Genomic DNA, 17,458 nt, shown 5'->3' on the forward strand with positions numbered 1-17,458 from the left:
TTCCCGGCTGGTCAGGCGACCTGGTGTGCCGCTCCGTCCGGCTCGGCGACGTCCTTGCGCGTCTTGGAGAGGAACACGACCAGGCCGAGGATCACGGCCAGGAAGAGGGCGCTGGTGACGACCGTGCCGAGGCCGAGTCCGCCGTCACCGGTCGGCTGGGAGAGGTAGTCACCGATCGAGGCGCCGAGGGGCCGGGTGAGGATGTAGGCGATCCAGAAACTCCAGACAGCGTCCAGGCCGAGCGCGAAGTGCGCGATCGCCACGGCGGCGATGGCGAGGGCGAACAGGACGGCGGAGAGCCAGTAACCGAGGTTCATGCGCTCGGAGACCAGGTCGCCGGCCGCCGTTCCGAGGGCGAAGGTGAACAGGACCGCCAGCCAGTAGTACGCCTCGCGGCTGGTGGTGTCGATGCTGTGGATGGACAGGGTGTGCTCACGCCGGTACCAGACGACGAACACGACGGCGAGGAGGATCGCGAACACCGTGGTGCTCGTCTCCAGCGGCACGCCCATGTTGTCGGTGAGGTTGTCACTGATCAGTGTGCCGACCACGCTGATCAGCACGACGGCCAGCCAGTACACGCCCGCACGGTAGGCGGCCGTACGGAACTGGACCACCAGGACGGCAGCCAGCAGCACGCTCATCACCACCGACACGCCGGTCAGCCCCAGACCGGCCTTCTCGTTCAGCAGGTCGGCCGCGGTCTCGCCGACCGTGGTGCACAGCACCTTGATGATCCAGAAGTAGAGGGTGACTTCGGGCACCTTGTTCCAGCGCGGACGAGGTCCGTGCCGGGTGGGGGTCGCGCCGCCCCGGGCGGCTTCGGGGGTCTCGGACAGTTCGTAGGTCATGAGGCCCGACCGTGTCAGTGGCTACCTGAACGCATCCTGACTGCGCGAGGCGATCACGCCTTCCGCGCCGTTCGCCCGGTCACCATGAGCTCATGCACCCCCGCGCGTTCTCCGCACACATAGTGGCTGTCCCTTCCGCTCCCTGCCCTCGTGACGGAAAAGGCCGCCTTGACCGATCCCACCGTTTCCCGCCCGCCCGCTGACCGCGCGACTCTGTGGCTGCGCCGACGGCTTGGCCGCGCCGTCGTCCTCTCGTACGCCGTCGCGCTCCTTCTTCCGGCGCCGGGACTGTGGCTGCGCCGCCCCCACGCCCTGCCGTTCGGCGTTCCGGCGCTGCACACCGCCTCGCTCCTGTTGTCCCTGGTGCTGTTCTCGGCCGGGCTCCAGGTGCCCGTCCGGGCGCTGGGCCGCCTGTTGCGGCGCCCGAAAGCGGTGCTGGCCGGGCTCGTGCTGCACCTGGCGATCCCGCTGCTGATCGTGCCGTTCGTGGCGTTCCTGCTGCGTCGTACCCCCGACACCGACGGCGGCAGCGGACTGCTCAGCGCGATGATCCTCATCGTGGCGATGCCGGTCGCCGCCGGGGCCACCGTGTGGACCGGCAAGGGCGACGGCGACCAGCCGACCATGGTGGGACTCGTCCTGGCCTCGACGCTCCTCAGCCCGCTCACCACTCCGCTGCTGCTGGTGACGCTGGCACCACTGCTCAGCGGCGGCTACGCGCACACACTCATCGCCACCGGCCACTCCGCCGGTGCGGGATTCGCCCTCACCACCGTGGTCCTGCCCTGCGCGGCCGGCCTCGCCTGCACTGTCGTCCTTGCGCCACGGTGGCTCACCCGGCTTCTCGGAACGGTCGTACCCCTGGCCGTGGCCGGCTCGCTCGTCCTGACATACGTCAACGCCAGCGGCGCGCTCGGCTCCTTCCTCGAACATCCGCGTCCGCTGCTGTTCGCCGCCGCGCTGGCCGTGGCCGCCCTGGTCTGCCTGCTCTCCTTCGTCCTGGGCCGGGCCGCGGCCCGCATCCTGCGGCTGGACGCCCCCGTCGCCTCCTCGCTCACGCTGGCCTGCGGCATGAACAACAGCAGCGCGAGCGCGGTCCTGATCACCACCTCGCTGCCCGACAAGCCCCACCTGCTGCTGCCGGTCCTCGCCTATGGGCTGTTGCAGAAGACGGCCGCGAACCGGGTCGTCACCCGGCTGCGGCCCGCCGCCGCCTCCGCGCCGGCGCCGTGAACGTCGGCGCGCGGGCCGCGTCGCCGGTGTGGCGGCGCGGCCCGCGGTGGTACGGGTGCCGGCGGGAGCGGGTCACGTGCCCGGGGTCATGACCAGGGCGAGGCGACCTGCCAACTGGTGTCCTCGGCCCAGGACTTGGCGGCGTCCCAGGCGTTCGCGCCACCGTCGCCGGCGATGTACCCGGTGTAGAAGTAGTGGCGCAGGTACTTGCTGTCGTAGTTGCCGGACATGAAGGAATAGCCCTGTCCGCTGTTGCCCGCCTGTGGACAGAAGGTGGCGTCCTCGGCGAACAGCGAGGTGCTGTCGTTGGCGTTCAGCCGGAGCTGGAAGTTGTTGTGGCGCAGGTACCGGCCGGAGGCGTTGGCCGACTCGAAGGAGACGCAGGAGCTGTTCGCCAGGCCCGCCCGGACGATCCAGGTCGCGTCGCCCTTGTCGGTGGCCGAACTGGACGAGGAGACCGGCGAGATGACCACGTTGGTGCCGGCGTCGTCGTGCCGGAGGTAGTCGGTGGTGCAGCACGAGGTCGTGGCCCGCAGGGAGATCCTGGAACCGGGTGTCAGTGTGTTCGGCAACACCGGCGCCGTGTAGGCGACCGAGGTGATGTTGGACTGCACCGCGTTCTCGGTGGCGTCCGAGGGATAGCCGGACGTCATCACGCCTTCGTAGAAGGTTCCGGCGGCGCTCTTGCTGTTGTCACCGCCGATGCCCAGGACGATGGCCCCTTCCTTGGACATCGGGTTGTAGCCCGAGGCGTTGGGGCGCACTCCGCTGTAGAACGTCGACAGGGCGCCGACCCGGGCGTTGCCGCCCCTGATCGCCCACTTGTTGGCGGTGCCCTTCACGACCGCGGTGGTGAACCGGTGGCTGATGGCCGGGTCGCCCGCGTTGTAGCGCGTGTTCACTCCGGAGAACAGGCCGTTCTCCAGATCGGCCATGATCCACGGGCCGGTGCCCGCGCCGTAGCCCCAGAAGGAGTTGTTTCCGAAGTAGATGGCCTCCATGTGGCCGTTGCCGGTGTCGTTGTTACTGGTCTCCGCGTTGCCGTAGTCGAAGCAGCAGCCGCCGTTGAAGTGCGTGCCGTCCAAGATCGCGTACATCCCCTCCGGCTGGTCTCCGGTGGCGATGCCCGAGGTGTGGTTGTTGCGGTAACCGGTGCCGGGAGCCACGTAGACGCCGTAGGCCTTGTGGCCGCCGACCGTGGCCGGTGCCGCGACGGCGTTCGCGAGGTTGTCGGGACCGCCGGCCGCTCCGCCGCCGGGGGCCTGGGTGAGGTGGTTGCCGCGTCCGGACTGGTCGTAGATGACGGTGATGACACAGGTGGTGCCCGCGCAGAACGAGTCCTGCGCGGCGGCGTTGGCGTAGCCGCCGCGGCTCAGCAGTCCGATGTCGCGGGTGGCGCTGTCCGAGGAGCGCCTGACCTGGTACAGCGGGCCGTTGTACGCGGCGGACAGTGCCCGGGTGGTGCTGTGTGCCGCCACACACGGCGTGCCGCCGGCGGCATAGAGGTCGCACGGAAGTGAACTTGCGGCGTACGAGGTGCCCGTGCCGCTGACCAGGGCACTGGCGATGAGCGTGACGGCGGCGACGGCGCAGAGCGCCCATTTCCTGAAGCGGTTCAGTGGCCGATTCCTCAAGCGGTCCAGTGGTCGAACCGATGCGAGTGCCGACATGCACGTCCTCCTTGACGTGAGGGGGGTGAACCGCCGCGGTGCGACGGCCTGTTACGGCCGGCCGACACGGCTCCCGGACCGGACAACCAGCCATCACGTTCGGAATTTCGGACAGCGTTCGTATTTCCGGTCAGAAGGTAGGTCCGCACAGGTGACCCGTCAACGCCTGGGTCGAAATTGGTCCGCGGGCCGGAGGACCGGCCATTTCGCCGTCCACGGCATGGCCGGCACCGGCGGGCCGGGTAGTGAGCCGGGTACGGGGAACAAGGGTGCCGTCACCACGGCCGGTAACGGCCGACCCGGTGGTGGTGAAACCACTGCCAGGCCGCATACTCATTGCCGCGTCCATGGCGTGCACCGAGACGGCTGCCCAAGGCGGGAACGAGAAGGACTGATGGGGGACATGAAGGTCGAGAACGAACCGGCCATACCGGCAGAGGTGGAAAGTCCGGCTCTACGGGCCCAGCCGACCGGAAGCGTTGCGCGGTGGCTGCTGCGCCACCGGGTGCAGCCGGTGGGGCCGGCGGCAGGCGAGGGAGACACCGAGCAGCACGCCTGGTGGAAGGTGATGTGCCTGACCGGGGTCGACTACTTCTCCAGCCTCGCCTATGTCCCGGCGATCGCCGCCCTCGCGGCAGGAGCGGTGTCGCCGTTGGCGACGCTGGTGATCGTGGCGCTGACTCTGGTGGGGATGCTGCCGATGTACCGGCGGGTGACCCGTGAGAGCCCCAACGGGGCCGGGTCGGTGGCGATGCTGGAGGACCTGCTGCCGTTCTGGTGGGGCAAGCTGTTCGTTCTGGTCCTGCTCGGTTTCGTCGCCACTTCGTGGATCATCACGATCACACTGTCCACGGCGGACGCTTCCGTGCACGTGGTGGAGAACCCCTACTTCCCGCAGGCTCTGCACGGTCACGAGGTCGCCCTCACCGTGGCGTTGCTGGTGGTCCTCGGCGGGGTGTTCCTGCTCGGGTTCAGTGAAGCGGTCAAGGTGGCCATCCCCCTGGTCGTGGCCTTCCTGGCGCTCAACGCGGCGGTCATCGGCATCGGTCTGGTGGACGTCTTCACCACGCCCGGCGCGTTCTCCGCGTGGACGGACGCTCTCGGCGACGGCGGAGGCGGCTTCGGAGACCTGGCGGGGCCCGCCCTGCTGGCCTTCCCTCTGCTGGTGCTGGGCCTGTCCGGATTCGAGACCGGCGTGAGCATGATGCCGCTCATCGCCGCGAAGGGCAGCGACCCCGAACAGCAGAAGCAGTCACGCATCCGCAACACCCGCCGGCTGCTGACCACCGCCGCGCTCGTCATGAGCGTCTACCTGCTGGCCGCGAGCTTCGTGACCACCGTCCTCATTCCGCACAAGGAGTTCGAGTCCGGCGGCCAGGCGAACGGCCGGGCGCTGGCCTGGCTGGCCCACGAGAAGGCCGGCGAGGTGTTCGGCACCGCCTACGACATCAGCACCATCCTGATCCTGTGGTTCGCGGGCGCGTCCGCGATGGCCGGGCTGATCAACATCGTGCCCCGCTATCTCCCCGACTACGGCATGGCCCCCGAATGGGGACGCGCCGTACGCCCCGTCGTGATCGTCTACACCACTCTCTGCATCATCATCACGATCGCGTTCGGCGCCGACGTCGACGCACAGGCCGGCGCCTACGCCACCGGCATCCTGGCCATGATGGTCTCCGGCGCGTTCGCCGTCACGGTGTCCGTCGTCCGCAATCGCCGGCGGGTGGCCGGCACCGGATTCGCCCTCCTCACAGCCGTCCTGCTCTACGCGCTGGTGGCCAACATCGTCGACAAGCCCGACGGCATCACCATCTCGGGCATGTTCATCGCCGGCATCATCGCCGTGTCACTGATCTCCCGGGTCTCCCGCACCACTGAACTGCGCGCCGACCGGATCGTGTTCGACGACGAAGCCCGCCGGTTCATCACGGACACCCTCGAGCACGACAACGCCATCAACATCATCGCCAACCGGCGACAGGCCGGCGACAGCGCCGAGTACGCCCACAAGGAGCGGGAACAGCGCGGCACCAACCCGGTGCCCGGCCCGGCCGACGTGCTGTTCCTGGAAATCGACGTGGTCGATCCGTCCGACTTCAGCGAGACCCTCTCCGTACGGGGCGTAGAGGTGGACGGCTACCGGATCCTGCGCGCCGAGGCCCCCGCCGCTCCGAACGCGATCGCCGCGATCCTGCTCGCCCTGCGCAACGCCACGGGTGTGCAGCCGCACTGCTACTTCGCGTGGGCCGAGGGCAGTCCCTTGCGGCACATGTTCCGCTACTTCCTCCTGGGCCGCGGCGACACCGCTCCGGTCACCCGCGAAATCATCCGCAGCAACGAACCCGACCCCGAGCGCCGCCCGGGCATCCACGTCGGCGGCTGAGCCGGCCGGCACGCGACGACGATCCATCCACGGCGCCGCGCCTGGTTTGCTCAGAGCCAGTCGCGGCGCTTGAAGATGACGTACAGGCTGGTGCAGACGACCGCCATCAGGACGATCGCGAAGGGATAGCCGAGGAGCCAGTGCAGCTCCGGCATGTGGTCGAAGTTCATGCCGTAGATGGTGCCGACCAGGGTCGGGGCGAAGAGGATGGCCGCCCAGGACGAGATCTTCTTGATCTCCTCGTTCTGTTCGAAGCCCGCCTCGGCCAACGCGCGCATTTCGGCGTTCTGCTGCTGGGTGACCAGGGTCGCGTTCACGGTGAGGATGTCGGCGAGGGCCTGGCGGAAACCGTCGACGCGCTCGCTGGTGTGGGTGACGTGGTCGGCGACGTCGCGGAGGTAGCGCTGGAGCTCCTCGTCGGTGCCGTACTTGGCGAAGCCGGCCATCAGTCCGTGCAGCATGCCGACCAGGGGGCGGGTGGCGCGCTGGAACTCCACCATTTCCCGGGAGAGTTCGTAGATGCGGCGGGAGACCTCGGGGTCGCCGCGGAAGACCTCGGTCTCGATCTCGTCGATGTCGTTCTGCACGCCGGTGACGACCGGGAGGTAGCCGTCGACGACGGAGTCGAGGATGGCGTAGAGGACGGCCTCCGCGCCGAGCTTCAGCAGCTCAGGGCTGTCCTCCATGCGGCGGCGCACCGCCGAGAGGTCCGGCGCCGCGCCGTGGCGGACCGTGATGACGAAGTCGGGGCCCACGAAGACGTGCAGCTCACCGAAGTCGACCTCCTCGGACGCGTCCAGATAGCGGGCGGCCCGCAGCACGACGAACAGCGTCTCGCCGTAGCGCTCCAGCTTCGGGCGCTGGTGCGCCTCCATCGCGTCCTCGACGGCGAGCGGGTGCAGGTCGAACTCTGCTGCCAGGGAAAGGAGTTCGGCCTCCGTGGGGCGAGCCAGACCGATCCACGCCATGCCGTCGGGCTGTTCGCGCAGCTCGCGGAACGTCTCCGCGAGCGAGGCCGGGGTCGAGACGCGTACGCCGTCGCGGTACAGGGCGGCCTGTACGACGCTGTCGACCTCGGCCGGGTCACTCGCCGGCGGCTCCGGCTGCGGTGTCCGGGACGGTGCGGACGGGGTGGACGGGGGAGTCAGCGCACGGCGCCAGGCCGACTTCCTGCCATTCTTCGCGGCCGGGCGGGCGCGGCGCTCGGACATCGGCTGCCTCCCGTCCTCCACCGTGCGTCTGTCTGATCACGGAGCAGGATATACGGGTCAAATGATGTCGGTGCGAGTGCCCAGGTCCTGCACGGTACGGGTGCGCGTGGACTGTGGCTTGCGGACAGTAACTGTCCGCAAGCCCGACCAGCCTGCGGACATGACGACGGCGACGGACCCGGCGATGACGAAGACCGGCGAAGAAGGCGGACTCGACGGTGACCGAGGCGTCGTCCAGGAGGCCGAAGGGATGCTCTCGGTGCTGTCCGGCGGGACGTCGTACGACATCCGCTTCGGGGCGGTCATCGACTAGCGGCGCGGCGCCGCCCATACGGGAAGGCCCCGGTCCCTCAGTCCGCCCGGCCCGTGACCGCGACCGTAAGGCCGAGGCCGATCATCGTGAACCCGCCCGCGCCGCCGATGAGCGACAGCCGGCGGTCCGAGCGGGCGAACCAGCCGCGGGCCGCGGAGGCGGTGAGCCCCCACAGGGTGTCCGTGACGAGACCGATGGAGATCGGGATCAGCCCCAACAGGAGCATTTGGAAGGGGAGTTGCCCCGCCGAATGGTCGACGAACTGGGGCAGTACGGCCGCGAAGAAGACGACGCCCTTGGGGTTGGTGACGCCGACCAGGGCGCCGTCGAGGACCGTGCGGGCGTCACCGCGGGCCGGTGCCTGCGCCCCGGTCCCGATCGCTGCGGCCCGCATCTCCTTGCGATGGCGGAACGCCTGCACGCCGAGGAAGACCAGATACGCGGCGCCGGCCAGCTTCACCGCCAGATAGACGGTCACGGACCGTTCGACGAGTGAGCCGATCCCGAACGCGACCGCCACGACCAGCAGATAGGAGCCGATGACATTGCCCAGCGCCGTCGCCACGGCGGTGCGCCGGCCGTGCGCGAGTGCCCGGCCGATGACGAACAGCACGCTCGGGCCCGGGATCACGATCACGAGCAGCGACATCGCGGCAAAGGCCAGGAACCGGTCCGTGGACACCATGCCCATCACCTCCCACCGCGGCCCATTCAAACAGGTGACACCGGCCGCGGCCCACCGTCCCGGACAGGGAGGAACCGCGGCCCGGGGACCGGGCCGCGGTTCGTCACCGGGCTGGAAGGGGAGCGGCGCGGGCCGCTCGTGGAGGCTCGCGACGCTCCCCGGCTTGCACCTGAGGGGTACTCAGGAGTTCTTGGGTGATTACGAGTTGACCTGTGTCGTCACCAGACTGGAGAAGGTGGTGAGCCGGGTGTACACGCCCGGGTAGCCGGCCTCGGCGCAGCCCTCGCCCCAGGAGGTGATGCCGGCCAGCACTCCGCCGATGAGCAGCGGGCCGCCACTGTCACCCTGGCAGGTGTCGACGCCGCCTGCCGTGTACCCGGCGCAGACCATGTCGGAGGCCACGAAGTCGGAGCCGTACGAGCTCGCGCAGCTGGAGTTGGACACGATCGGGACGGTCGCTGTCCGCAGCTGGTTGGACGAGCTGCCGCTCTCGGAGGTGGTGCCCCAGCCGACGATGCGGGCGGTGGCGCCGGTCGCGTACACGCTCGTCTGGGAGGAGGAGACGTACGACGCCGGGGTGTACGACATCGCCGTCGACAGGGTCAGGACGGCCACGTCGTCGCCGTTGGTGGCATCCGTGTAGTCGGGGTTGACCCAGATCTTGCTGACCTTGCTGACGGTGCCGTTCGTGCCGTTCAGGTAGGTGCGGCCGCCGACGACGCGGACGCTGCTCGTGGTCTCCCCGACCATGCAGTGGGCGGCGGTGACGACCTTCTTGGCCGCGACGAGGGTGCCGCCGCAGAACTGGCTTCCGGAGGCGTCGGTGATCTGCATCATGAACGGGTACGCGGTCGTCGTGGTCGTCGAGCCCCCGACGATCGGCTGGGGCGCGGCGACGGCACCCGGGGCGCCCAGCAGCACGGTCGCGGCGGCAGCGGCGGTCGCCGCGCAGACGGCGGCGGTCTTCTTGGCGCGGTTGAGCCCGAACATGGGTCTCCTCAGAGGTTGCCGGTGGGGGGACGCGCGGGTGGGGGGTGCTGCACGGGGACCGGCGGGCCGGCACCCAGTGCCCGGGCGAGCGGCACACCTTCACGCTAGAAGCCGGCACACCCACCACCCAATGAGGGAACCCCCTAGGCGAGTTGGGGAGGGAAAACCCTCGGTCGCGCCGCGCAAACCTCCGGGAGGGTTCACTCGTTCGGTCCGCGCTTCGGTCCGCGCGTTCGGCCGTGCGACGGCGGAACGCGATTCGGTCCGCGGTGATCCGGGCGCGTGGGTGTCCTCGCGTCGGTCCGCGGTGATCCGGGCGCGTGGGTGTTCTCGGGTCGGTCCGCGGTGATCCGGGTACGTGGGTGTTCTCGGGTCAGTCCGCGGTGATCCGGGCGCGTGGGTGTTCTCGCGTCGGTCCGCGGTGATCCGGGCGCGCGCGTGGACAGGCGTCAGCCCACGGGTGCCCCGGCACAACGGGGCGCCCACGCGTCGGCCCGCGCCGATCCCGGCACGCCGTGCCCGCCGGCGCCCAGGCGTCAGCCCGCGCCGATCCAGGCACGCGATGCCCGGGAGCCGGCCCCCGCGCCAGCCCCCGCGTCAGCCCGCGCGGCCCCCCGCCGCCAGTCGCACGATGTCGACCCGCGACCGTATCCCCAGCTTCCGGTAGACGCGGGTGAGCGTGGCCTCGACGGTTTTGACGCTGATGAACAGACGGGCGGCGATCTCGCGGTTGGTGGCGCCCTCCATCACCAGCGCCGCGACCTGACGTTCCGTCGCGGCGAGGGTGTCCAGCGCGGCGGGGGCGATGACCGGTGCCGGGTTCACCGTCGCGGCCGTCTCGACCTGGCGCAGCCACGGCAGGGCGCGGCAGCGCCGGAACAGCCGCGCGGCCTCGTCGTACGAGGCCGGGCCCGGCCGGTGGGTGCGCAGTCCCGCCAGCGCGTACGCCGCCCGCGCCTCCTCCAGCCCGTAGCCCAGCTTGGCCAGCCGGTCCTGAGCCGACGTCAACTGCCGTGCGGCGGCGCCCAGTTCGCCGCGGGCGGCGCGGGCCAGGGCCTCGGCGCGGTCGAGCACGGCGAGCACGCTCTCGCGCCCGAGCCGGAGCGCACGCGCACGTGTGGTGTCGATGACGTCCTGCGCCTCCGCCGGCTCACCGATCCGGACCAGCGCCTCCGCGAGATCGCCGTGCCAGCGGCCCCGCGCGGGATCCGTGACCCCGAGCCCCTCCTCCAACTCCCTGACCCGGCGCAGCGCCTGGACGGCGGCCGGCGCGTCCCCCGCCACCAGGTGGGCGTGCCCGAGGGCGCCCAGCGCACGCGACAGATAGATCAGGTCCCCGTCGTCCTCGGCGCGCTCCACCGCCTCCCGGGCCAGCGCCAGCGCCCGGCCGGCGTCGCCGCCCGCGGCCTCCGCGAGCGAGGTGAACATGGCGGTGGCGGCCTCCCCGATGCCGGTGTCCCGGGCCAGCCGCAGGCTCTCCCGGGCCAGGTCGAGGGCGCGGCCGCAGTGCCCGGCCCGCAGCTCCGTCTCGGCGAGCCCCCGCAGGAAGTGCACCTCGCTCTCGACCATCCCGCGCCGGCGCACCTCACGCAACAGGGCGGTGATCGTCGTGCGCGCCTCGGCGAGCTGGTCGCCCATGATCAGCCAGCGGAAGCGGGCCGCGCCGGCGCCGTTGTGGTCGCACGCCACCCGCGGGTCCTGCGGCTCCCGCATGGCCCGCTGGATGGTCGCGGGCGCGTCCGCGTGCCCCATCAGGGTCTCCATCTGGGCGCGGAAGGCGAGCGCGAGCAGTTCGGTGCGCCGGTCCCCGGCCCGCTCGGCCAGCTCCGCCGCCCGCGCCGCCTCCTCACGGCCCTTGGTCATCTCGCCCTCGACGAGCAGAGCGCGCCACGCCAGTTGGTAGCGCACGAGCGCGAGCAGTCCGGGGTCGTCGCCCGCGTCCGCGAGGGCCTGCGGGAAGACCGCGTCGACCTCGGCCATGGCCTGCCCGGCCGCGTCGATCACGACCATCCAGGCGCGTACCCGGTTGGCGGGCCCGTTGGCGCGGGACAGCACATCGCGGGCGATGTCCCGCGCCAGGTCCGTCTCCCCGGCGGTCAGCGCGTCCTCCGCGGCCTGCAACCGCCGCTCGTCCGGTCCTGGCGCGCCGTCCACGGGGGTGTGCCGGGCGGCCAGCAGCCCCAGCCCCGCGGCGACCGACGGCGCGCCCCGGTCCCGGGCCGCGGTCGCGGCCTCCGCGAGCCGGGCGGCGACCCGGGGATCGGCCCCCGTGGCGGCCAGGGCGAGATGGCGGGCCCGCTCGATGGGGTCGGAGGCGGCCGTGGACAGCGCGGCATGGGCGCTGCGCCGCTCCTGCGCGGTCGCCTCCGCGTACACGGCCGCCGAGATGAGCGGATGCGCGAACCGTACGACCGGCCCCTCCCGTTCGGGGGCCAGCAACCCGAGCGCGGCGGCCGAGGCGGTCTCCGTCTCGGCGTTCGCGCGCCCCGCGGCGAGCAACAGCGCCTGGGTGGGGCGGGCGCCCGCGCTCGCCACGAGGAGGGTGCGGCGCGCCTCGGGCGAGAGCATGCCGAGACGATTCAGCACCAGGGCCCGCAGCGAGGTCGGGACCGGCAGCGGTTCGCCGGGGCGCGGCGCGGTCGGGCTCTCGGCCAGGGCCCGGCCCAGCTCCAGCGCGAAGAGCGGATTGCCGCCGCTGGTGCGGTGGATGTCCCGCACGGTCGACCGCGGCAGGCCCGTGTAGCCGCGCCGGCCGAGCAGCTCGGCGACCTGGGCGCGGGAGAGCGGATTGACGCGCACGGCGAGGGTTTCCGGAGGGGACGCGCGTAGATGCCGGTCGTGCTGCTGGGCCTCCGGTTCCGTCTCGGTGCGTGCCGCGCACAGCATCTGCACCGGTATGCCGCCGAGCCGGCGGGCGGCGAAGCCGAGCAGCTCGGTGCTGGCCGAGTCCAGCCACTGGAGGTCGTCGGCGACGATCAGGACCGGCCCGCGGGAGGCCAGGGCCCGCAGCACGGACAGCACCGCGAGCCGCAGGGCGAGTCCGTCACGCTGGAGGGTGGACTCACCGCGGCCGGTGAGAGCGGACTCCAGGGCGGTGCGCTGCGGTGCGGGCAGCGCCTGGGACACCTCGTCGAGGACGAGGCCGAGGAGGTCGGCCAGGGCGAGGAAGGGGAGATGGGATTCCGACTCGGTGGCGGAACAGCGCAGGACGGTCCGCGCCGCTTCGCCGTATTCCGCGGCCAGGGCCCGCAGTACGGTCGATTTCCCAATTCCCGCCGGGCCGTGGATCAGCACACTGCCCCCGCGGGAGAGCTGCTCGCGGGCGCCCGCGACCAGTTCCTCCCGGCCGATGACCAGGTCGGGGCGGGGTCTCGCAGGCTCCTTGAAGTCCCCTGTCACGGTCACCGCTCCCCTCGTGTGTCGTGTTCGGGCCAATATTAGGCAACGAAACCTTGAAATTCGGACGGTCGGAGAGGTGAGGGAAATAACAAGGTTGAGGCATAAGGCAATTCACTGAGACTGTCAATGAATGGGTGATCTCTCATGGCTCCGTCGAAGGGGTCGATTCCGGGCCCCCGGAACGGTCGATAAGGTCCCGCGGACCGCCAAACCCCCCTGGATCGGCGGAGAACGGCCCGATGGGGGCATCCCGGCCCCGCACTCCAGGAGCCACAGCCCCTACGAAGGTCGGCCGAAAGGACCCGGCCGGAACGAAGGGCGGCCGTAACGACTCGGCCGGAACGAAGGGCGGCCAAAACGACTCGGCCGGAACGAAGGGCGGCCGACGAGATCCGGCTACGGCGGCAACCCGGACCGGCGTCACCACGGGACGCGGCCTGAACACATCGCCGCCGGTGCCCCACGGGTTACGGCAGCAGAGCGGCCCGCCGGGCGGCCACCACCGCTTCCAGCCGGGTGTGCGCACCCAGCTTCCGCATGGCCGAGCGGAGATAACCCTTCACCGTCTCCGGACGCAGCCCCAGCCGCTCGGCCGCGGCCGCGTTGGTGGCGCCCGCGGCGACACAGGTGAGCACATCCACCTCGCGGGGCGACAGCCCGACGTCACGGGCGGCGGGCTCCTGTCCCGCCGCGCCGGCCAGACGCCCGCAGGCCTCCAGGAGTTCCGCCCGCAGCGCCGGATCCACGATGCGCGGGGCCAGCGCGCGCAGCACGCCGTGCGCCTCCCGCACTTCCTCCCACGCGGCCGGGGACGCCGTGGCGGGCGCGCGCGTGGCGGCCAGCAGAGTCCGTGCCTCGTCCCGTACGACCAGCGCCTGCTCCACGTCCCGCGCCGCCTGAACGGCCGCGGTCAGCGTGCGGTCGCCCAGCGGCTGGGCCGTCCGCAGGGCGCCGTACAGGACGGCGCGCACCCGGCGCCGTACGACCACGGGCACCGCGAGGACGGAGCACAGCCCCTCCGTGGCGACCGCGACGTCGTACTCGTGGCTGATCTGCCGCGAGGAGGAGTAGTCCGTCACGGCGCACGGGCGGGCGAGCGCCACCGCCTTGCCGCCCAGGCCGTTGCCCGACGACACCGCGAGGGCGCTGAGCGCGGCCGTCGCCGTGCCGCTGAGTTCGCTGATGCGTACCTGTCCGCGCCCCGGCTCGACCAGTCCGCCGAAGGCCACCGGCAGCCCCGTCGTACGCCGCAGCCGCAGCAGCGCACCACGCATCTCGACCACCTCGGCTGCGTCAGCTGCCACCTGCTCGCCCCTTCATCGCGGCGCACCCCCCGTTCGGGGGTGGTGAGACCTGCATCACGGATTACACGATGGTAGGTGGCTGTCCGGCAACGAGGAGTACACATGACGGCGAAGACGAGCGCGACGGACGAATTCCGGACCGCGCGGGACTTCCTGCTGGCGCACCGCGAGGACTACGCGACCGCCTATGAGGGATTCGACTGGCCCCGCCCCGCGTACTTCAACTGGGCGCTCGACTGGTTCGACGTCATCGCAGAGGGGAACGACCGGACGGCGCTGCACATCGTCGAGGAGAACGGCGAGCGGACCCGGCTCTCCTTCGCCGAGATGTCCGAGAGGTCCCACCGCGCCGCCAACTGGCTGCGGGCCCAGGGCGTCCGCGCCGAGGACCGCATCCTCGTCATGCTCGGCAACCAGGCCGAGTTGTGGGAGACCGCCCTCGCCGCGATGAAGCTGCGCGCCGTCGTCGTCCCCGCCACCCCGCTGCTCGGACCGGCCGACCTGCGCGACCGCGTCGACCGCGGCCGGATCCGGCATGTGATCGTCCGCGCCGAGGACACCGGCAAGTTCGCGGACGTGCCCGGCCGCTACACCCGGATCGCCGTCGGCGGCCCACCCGGGGACCGGGCGTCGTACGAGAGCGGGGGATGGCGTTCGTACGCGGGAGTGGACGACGCCTCCGTCACCTTCGAGCCCGACGGACCCACCCATCCGGACGATCCGCTGATGCTCTACTTCACCTCCGGCACCACCGCCCGCCCCAAGCTGGTCGAGCACACCCACGCGTCGTACCCGATCGGACACCTCGCGACGATGTACTGGATCGGGCTCAAGCCCGGTGACGTGCATCTGAACATCTCCTCGCCCGGCTGGGCCAAGCACGCCTGGTCGAACCTCTTCGCGCCCTGGAACGCGGAGGCGACCGTCTTCCTGCACAACTACACGCGCTTCGACGCGACCCGGCTGATGGACGAGATGGACCGGGCCGGGGTCACCACCTTCTGCGCCCCGCCCACCGTGTGGCGGATGCTCATCCAGGCCGACCTGAGCCGGCTGCGCACCCCGCCGCGCGAGGCCGTGGCCGCCGGCGAGCCGCTCAACCCCGAGGTCATCGAACAGGTGCGGCGCGCCTGGGGCGTCACCGTCCGGGACGGCTTCGGGCAGACCGAGACGGCGGTCCAGGTCTCCAACAGCCCCGGCCAGGAGCTGAAGACCGGCTCGATGGGCCGCCCCAGCCCCGGCTTCCGGGTCGAGCTGCTCGACCCGGTGTCGGGCGCACCCGGCGTCACGGAGGGCGAGATCGCGCTGGACCTCGCCAACCGTCCGGTGGGCCTGATGACCGGCTACCACGGTGCCGCCGACCGCACCGCCGAGGCGATGGCCGGCGGCTACTACCGCACCGGCGACATCGGCTCCCGCGACACCGACGGCTACATCACCTACGTGGGCCGCGCGGACGACGTGTTCAAGGCCAGTGACTACAAGATCTCGCCCTTCGAGCTGGAGAGCGCGCTGCTGGAGCACGAGGCGGTGGCGGAGGCGGCGGTCGTGCCCGCCCCGGACGCACTGCGGCTCGCGGTCCCGAAGGCGTACATCGTGCTGGCGGAGGGCTGGCAGCCGGGCCCGGACACCGCGAAGGTCCTCTTCGAGCACGCGCGCTCGGTCCTCGCGCCGTACAAGCGCATCCGCCGCCTGGAGTTCGGCGCGCTGCCCAAGACCGTCTCCGGCAAGATCCGCCGGATCGAACTGCGCGAGGCCACAGCCGCGGGCTCGGACGCGGAGTACCGCGAGGAGGACTTCCGGTGACGGAACTGTCGTACGCGCACGGCACGAGCGGGACGGCCCTCCTCGGGGACACGATCGGAGCCAGTCTGGACCGGGCGGTGGCGGCCTGGCCGGAGCGTGAGGCGCTCGTCGACGTGCCGACCGGGCGGCGCTGGACGTACACCCAATTCTCCGCCGATGTGGACCAGTTGGCGTACGCGCTGCTCGCCAGTGGCATCGCCAAGGGCGACCGGGTGGGCATCTGGGCCGTCAACTGCCCCGAGTGGGTCCTCGTGCAGTACGCGACCGCCCGCATCGGCGCGGTCATGGTGAACATCAATCCGGCCTACCGCACCCACGAGGTCGAGTACGTCCTCGGGCAGGCCGGCATCTCGCTGCTCTTCGCCTCGCTCAGCCACAAGACCAGCGACTACCGGGCGATGGTCGAGCAAGTGCGCGGAAAATGCCCGCAGTTGCGCGAGACCGTGTACATCGGGGACCCGAGCTGGGAAGCGCTGATCCGGCGCGGGACTCCCGATCGGCACGAGGAGTCCCGCAGCCGCAGGAGCGAGCTGTCCTGCGACGACCCGATCAACATCCAGTACACCTCGGGCACCACGGGCTTCCCCAAGGGAGCCACCCTCTCCCACCACAACATCCTCAACAACGGCTATTTCGTTGGGGAGTTGATCGCCTACAGCGAGCAGGACCGCATCTGCATCCCGGTGCCCTTCTACCACTGCTTCGGCATGGTCATGGGCAACCTCGCCGCGACCTCGCACGGCGCCTGCATGGTCATCCCCGCGCCGTCCTTCGACCCGGCGGCGACCCTGCGCGCGGTCCAGGACGAGCGCTGCACCTCGCTGTACGGCGTCCCGACCATGTTCATCGCGGAGTTGAACCTGCCGGACTTCGCGTCGTACGACCTGTCGTCGCTGCGCACCGGGATCATGGCGGGCTCGCCCTGCCCGGTCGAGGTGATGAAGCGGGTCGTCGCCGAGATGCACATGGAGGAGGTGTCCATCTGCTACGGCATGACGGAGACCTCACCGGTGTCCCTGCAGACGCGCCGGGACGACGACCTGGAGCACCGCACGGGCACGGTCGGCCGGGTCCTGCCGCACATCGAGGTGAAGATCGTCGATCCGGCGACCGGAGTGACGCTGCCCCGCGGATCGGCCGGCGAGCTCTGCACCCGCGGCTACAGCGTCATGCTCGGCTACTGGGACGAGCCCGAGCGGACCGCGGAGGCCGTCGACGCGGGACGCTGGATGCACACGGGCGACCTCGCGGTCATGCGTGACGACGGCTACGTCGAGATCGTGGGCCGGATCAAGGACATGATCATCCGTGGCGGCGAGAACATCTACCCGCGGGAGATCGAGGAGTTCCTGTACGCGCATCCGAAGATCGCCGACGTACAGGTGGTCGGAGTGCCGCACGAGCGGTACGGCGAGGAGGTGCTCGCCTGTGTCATCCCCCGGGACCCCGCGGACCCGCTCACGCTGGAGGAGCTGCGGGCCTTCTGCGAGGGGCAGTTGGCGCACTACAAGATCCCGAGCCGGCTGCGGATCCTGGAGTCCTTCCCGATGACGGTGTCCGGCAAGGTACGGAAGATCGAGCTGCGCGAGGGGTACGGGGAGTAGGGCGCC

The 17,458-nt window shown here is 71.1% G+C and carries 12 protein-coding genes; 5 read left to right on the forward strand and 7 right to left on the reverse strand.

The genetic code is table 11. From position 1 onward, the window contains the following. Nucleotides 1-11: 11 nt before the first annotated feature. Nucleotides 12-851 carry a hypothetical protein gene (locus ACFVYF_RS25385; protein WP_389458867.1) on the reverse strand — a complete coding sequence of 280 codons (840 nt, stop codon included), beginning with the start codon at nt 849-851 and terminating at the stop codon, nt 12-14. Between the two features lie 168 nt (nt 852-1,019). Here ACFVYF_RS25385 and ACFVYF_RS25390 point away from each other — a divergent pair, with 168 nt between their 5' ends. Next, complete coding sequence (locus tag ACFVYF_RS25390; RefSeq protein WP_389458869.1) at nt 1,020-2,084, forward strand: sodium-dependent transporter; 1,065 nt, start codon at nt 1,020-1,022, stop codon at nt 2,082-2,084. An 86-nt stretch (nt 2,085-2,170) separates the two neighbouring features. Here the strand turns inward: ACFVYF_RS25390 and ACFVYF_RS25395 are convergent, their stop codons facing one another. Continuing rightward, complete coding sequence (locus ACFVYF_RS25395) at nt 2,171-3,754, reverse strand: alpha-L-arabinofuranosidase B (RefSeq protein ID WP_389458871.1); 1,584 nt, start codon at nt 3,752-3,754, stop codon at nt 2,171-2,173. 403 nt (nt 3,755-4,157) lie between these two features. On the opposite strand from ACFVYF_RS25395, the gene ACFVYF_RS25400 reads away from it, so the two are divergent. Further along, nucleotides 4,158-6,140: an amino acid transporter gene (locus ACFVYF_RS25400; RefSeq protein ID WP_389459007.1), complete on the forward strand. Its 1,983-nt coding sequence runs from the start codon at nt 4,158-4,160 to the stop codon at nt 6,138-6,140. A gap of 50 nt (nt 6,141-6,190) precedes the next feature. On the opposite strand, the gene ACFVYF_RS25405 is transcribed toward ACFVYF_RS25400, so the two are convergent. Further along, nucleotides 6,191-7,351 (reverse strand): CorA family divalent cation transporter, encoded by a 1,161-nt coding sequence (locus tag ACFVYF_RS25405; RefSeq protein ID WP_389458873.1) that lies wholly within the window; start codon nt 7,349-7,351, stop codon nt 6,191-6,193. A gap of 160 nt (nt 7,352-7,511) precedes the next feature. Between ACFVYF_RS25405 and ACFVYF_RS25410 the strand changes: the two genes are divergently transcribed. Next, nucleotides 7,512-7,664, forward strand: coding sequence for a hypothetical protein (locus tag ACFVYF_RS25410; RefSeq protein WP_389458875.1), 153 nt, complete (start codon nt 7,512-7,514; stop codon nt 7,662-7,664). Between the two features lie 37 nt (nt 7,665-7,701). On the opposite strand, the gene ACFVYF_RS25415 is transcribed toward ACFVYF_RS25410, so the two are convergent. The 4 genes from ACFVYF_RS25415 to ACFVYF_RS25430 form a co-directional block, all read right to left on the reverse strand. Then, nucleotides 7,702-8,349, reverse strand: a complete 648-nt coding sequence (locus ACFVYF_RS25415) for a LysE family translocator (RefSeq protein WP_389458877.1) — start codon at nt 8,347-8,349, stop codon at nt 7,702-7,704. A gap of 198 nt (nt 8,350-8,547) precedes the next feature. Then, nucleotides 8,548-9,339 (reverse strand): S1 family peptidase, encoded by a 792-nt coding sequence (locus tag ACFVYF_RS25420; RefSeq protein ID WP_383271307.1) that lies wholly within the window; start codon nt 9,337-9,339, stop codon nt 8,548-8,550. A gap of 597 nt (nt 9,340-9,936) precedes the next feature. Continuing rightward, nucleotides 9,937-12,744 (reverse strand): ATP-binding protein, encoded by a 2,808-nt coding sequence (locus ACFVYF_RS25425; RefSeq protein WP_389458878.1) that lies wholly within the window; start codon nt 12,742-12,744, stop codon nt 9,937-9,939. 461 nt (nt 12,745-13,205) lie between these two features. Further along, entirely contained in the window at nt 13,206-14,042 is an 837-nt protein-coding gene (locus tag ACFVYF_RS25430; protein WP_389458880.1) for a LuxR C-terminal-related transcriptional regulator, read from the reverse strand. Nucleotides 14,043-14,144: 102 nt separating this feature from the next. Here ACFVYF_RS25430 and ACFVYF_RS25435 point away from each other — a divergent pair, with 102 nt between their 5' ends. Then, entirely contained in the window at nt 14,145-15,848 is a 1,704-nt protein-coding gene (locus ACFVYF_RS25435; protein ID WP_389458882.1) for an AMP-binding protein, read from the forward strand. Continuing rightward, nucleotides 15,845-17,452 (forward strand): AMP-binding protein, encoded by a 1,608-nt coding sequence (locus ACFVYF_RS25440; protein WP_389458885.1) that lies wholly within the window; start codon nt 15,845-15,847, stop codon nt 17,450-17,452. Before ACFVYF_RS25435 ends, ACFVYF_RS25440 begins: the two co-directional genes overlap by 4 nt. Nucleotides 17,453-17,458 lie beyond the last annotated feature (6 nt).

The sequence above is a fragment of the Streptomyces sp. NPDC058274 genome (assembly GCF_042881375.1).
Classification (GTDB): Bacteria; Actinomycetota; Actinomycetes; order Streptomycetales; family Streptomycetaceae; genus Streptomyces.

Coding starts and splice junctions, on each gene's coding strand:
- ACFVYF_RS25420 (WP_383271307.1), bottom strand. CDS start 9,339: ATGTTCGGGCTCAACCGCGCCAAGAAGACCGCCGCCGTCTGCGCGGCG.
- ACFVYF_RS25385 (WP_389458867.1), bottom strand. CDS start 851: ATGACCTACGAACTGTCCGAGACCCCCGAAGCCGCCCGGGGCGGCGCG.
- ACFVYF_RS25405 (WP_389458873.1), bottom strand. CDS start 7,351: ATGTCCGAGCGCCGCGCCCGCCCGGCCGCGAAGAATGGCAGGAAGTCG.
- ACFVYF_RS25400 (WP_389459007.1), top strand. CDS start 4,158: ATGAAGGTCGAGAACGAACCGGCCATACCGGCAGAGGTGGAAAGTCCG.
- ACFVYF_RS25435 (WP_389458882.1), top strand. CDS start 14,145: ATGACGGCGAAGACGAGCGCGACGGACGAATTCCGGACCGCGCGGGAC.
- ACFVYF_RS25415 (WP_389458877.1), bottom strand. CDS start 8,349: ATGGTGTCCACGGACCGGTTCCTGGCCTTTGCCGCGATGTCGCTGCTC.
- ACFVYF_RS25395 (WP_389458871.1), bottom strand. CDS start 3,754: ATGTCGGCACTCGCATCGGTTCGACCACTGGACCGCTTGAGGAATCGG.
- ACFVYF_RS25410 (WP_389458875.1), top strand. CDS start 7,512: ATGACGACGGCGACGGACCCGGCGATGACGAAGACCGGCGAAGAAGGC.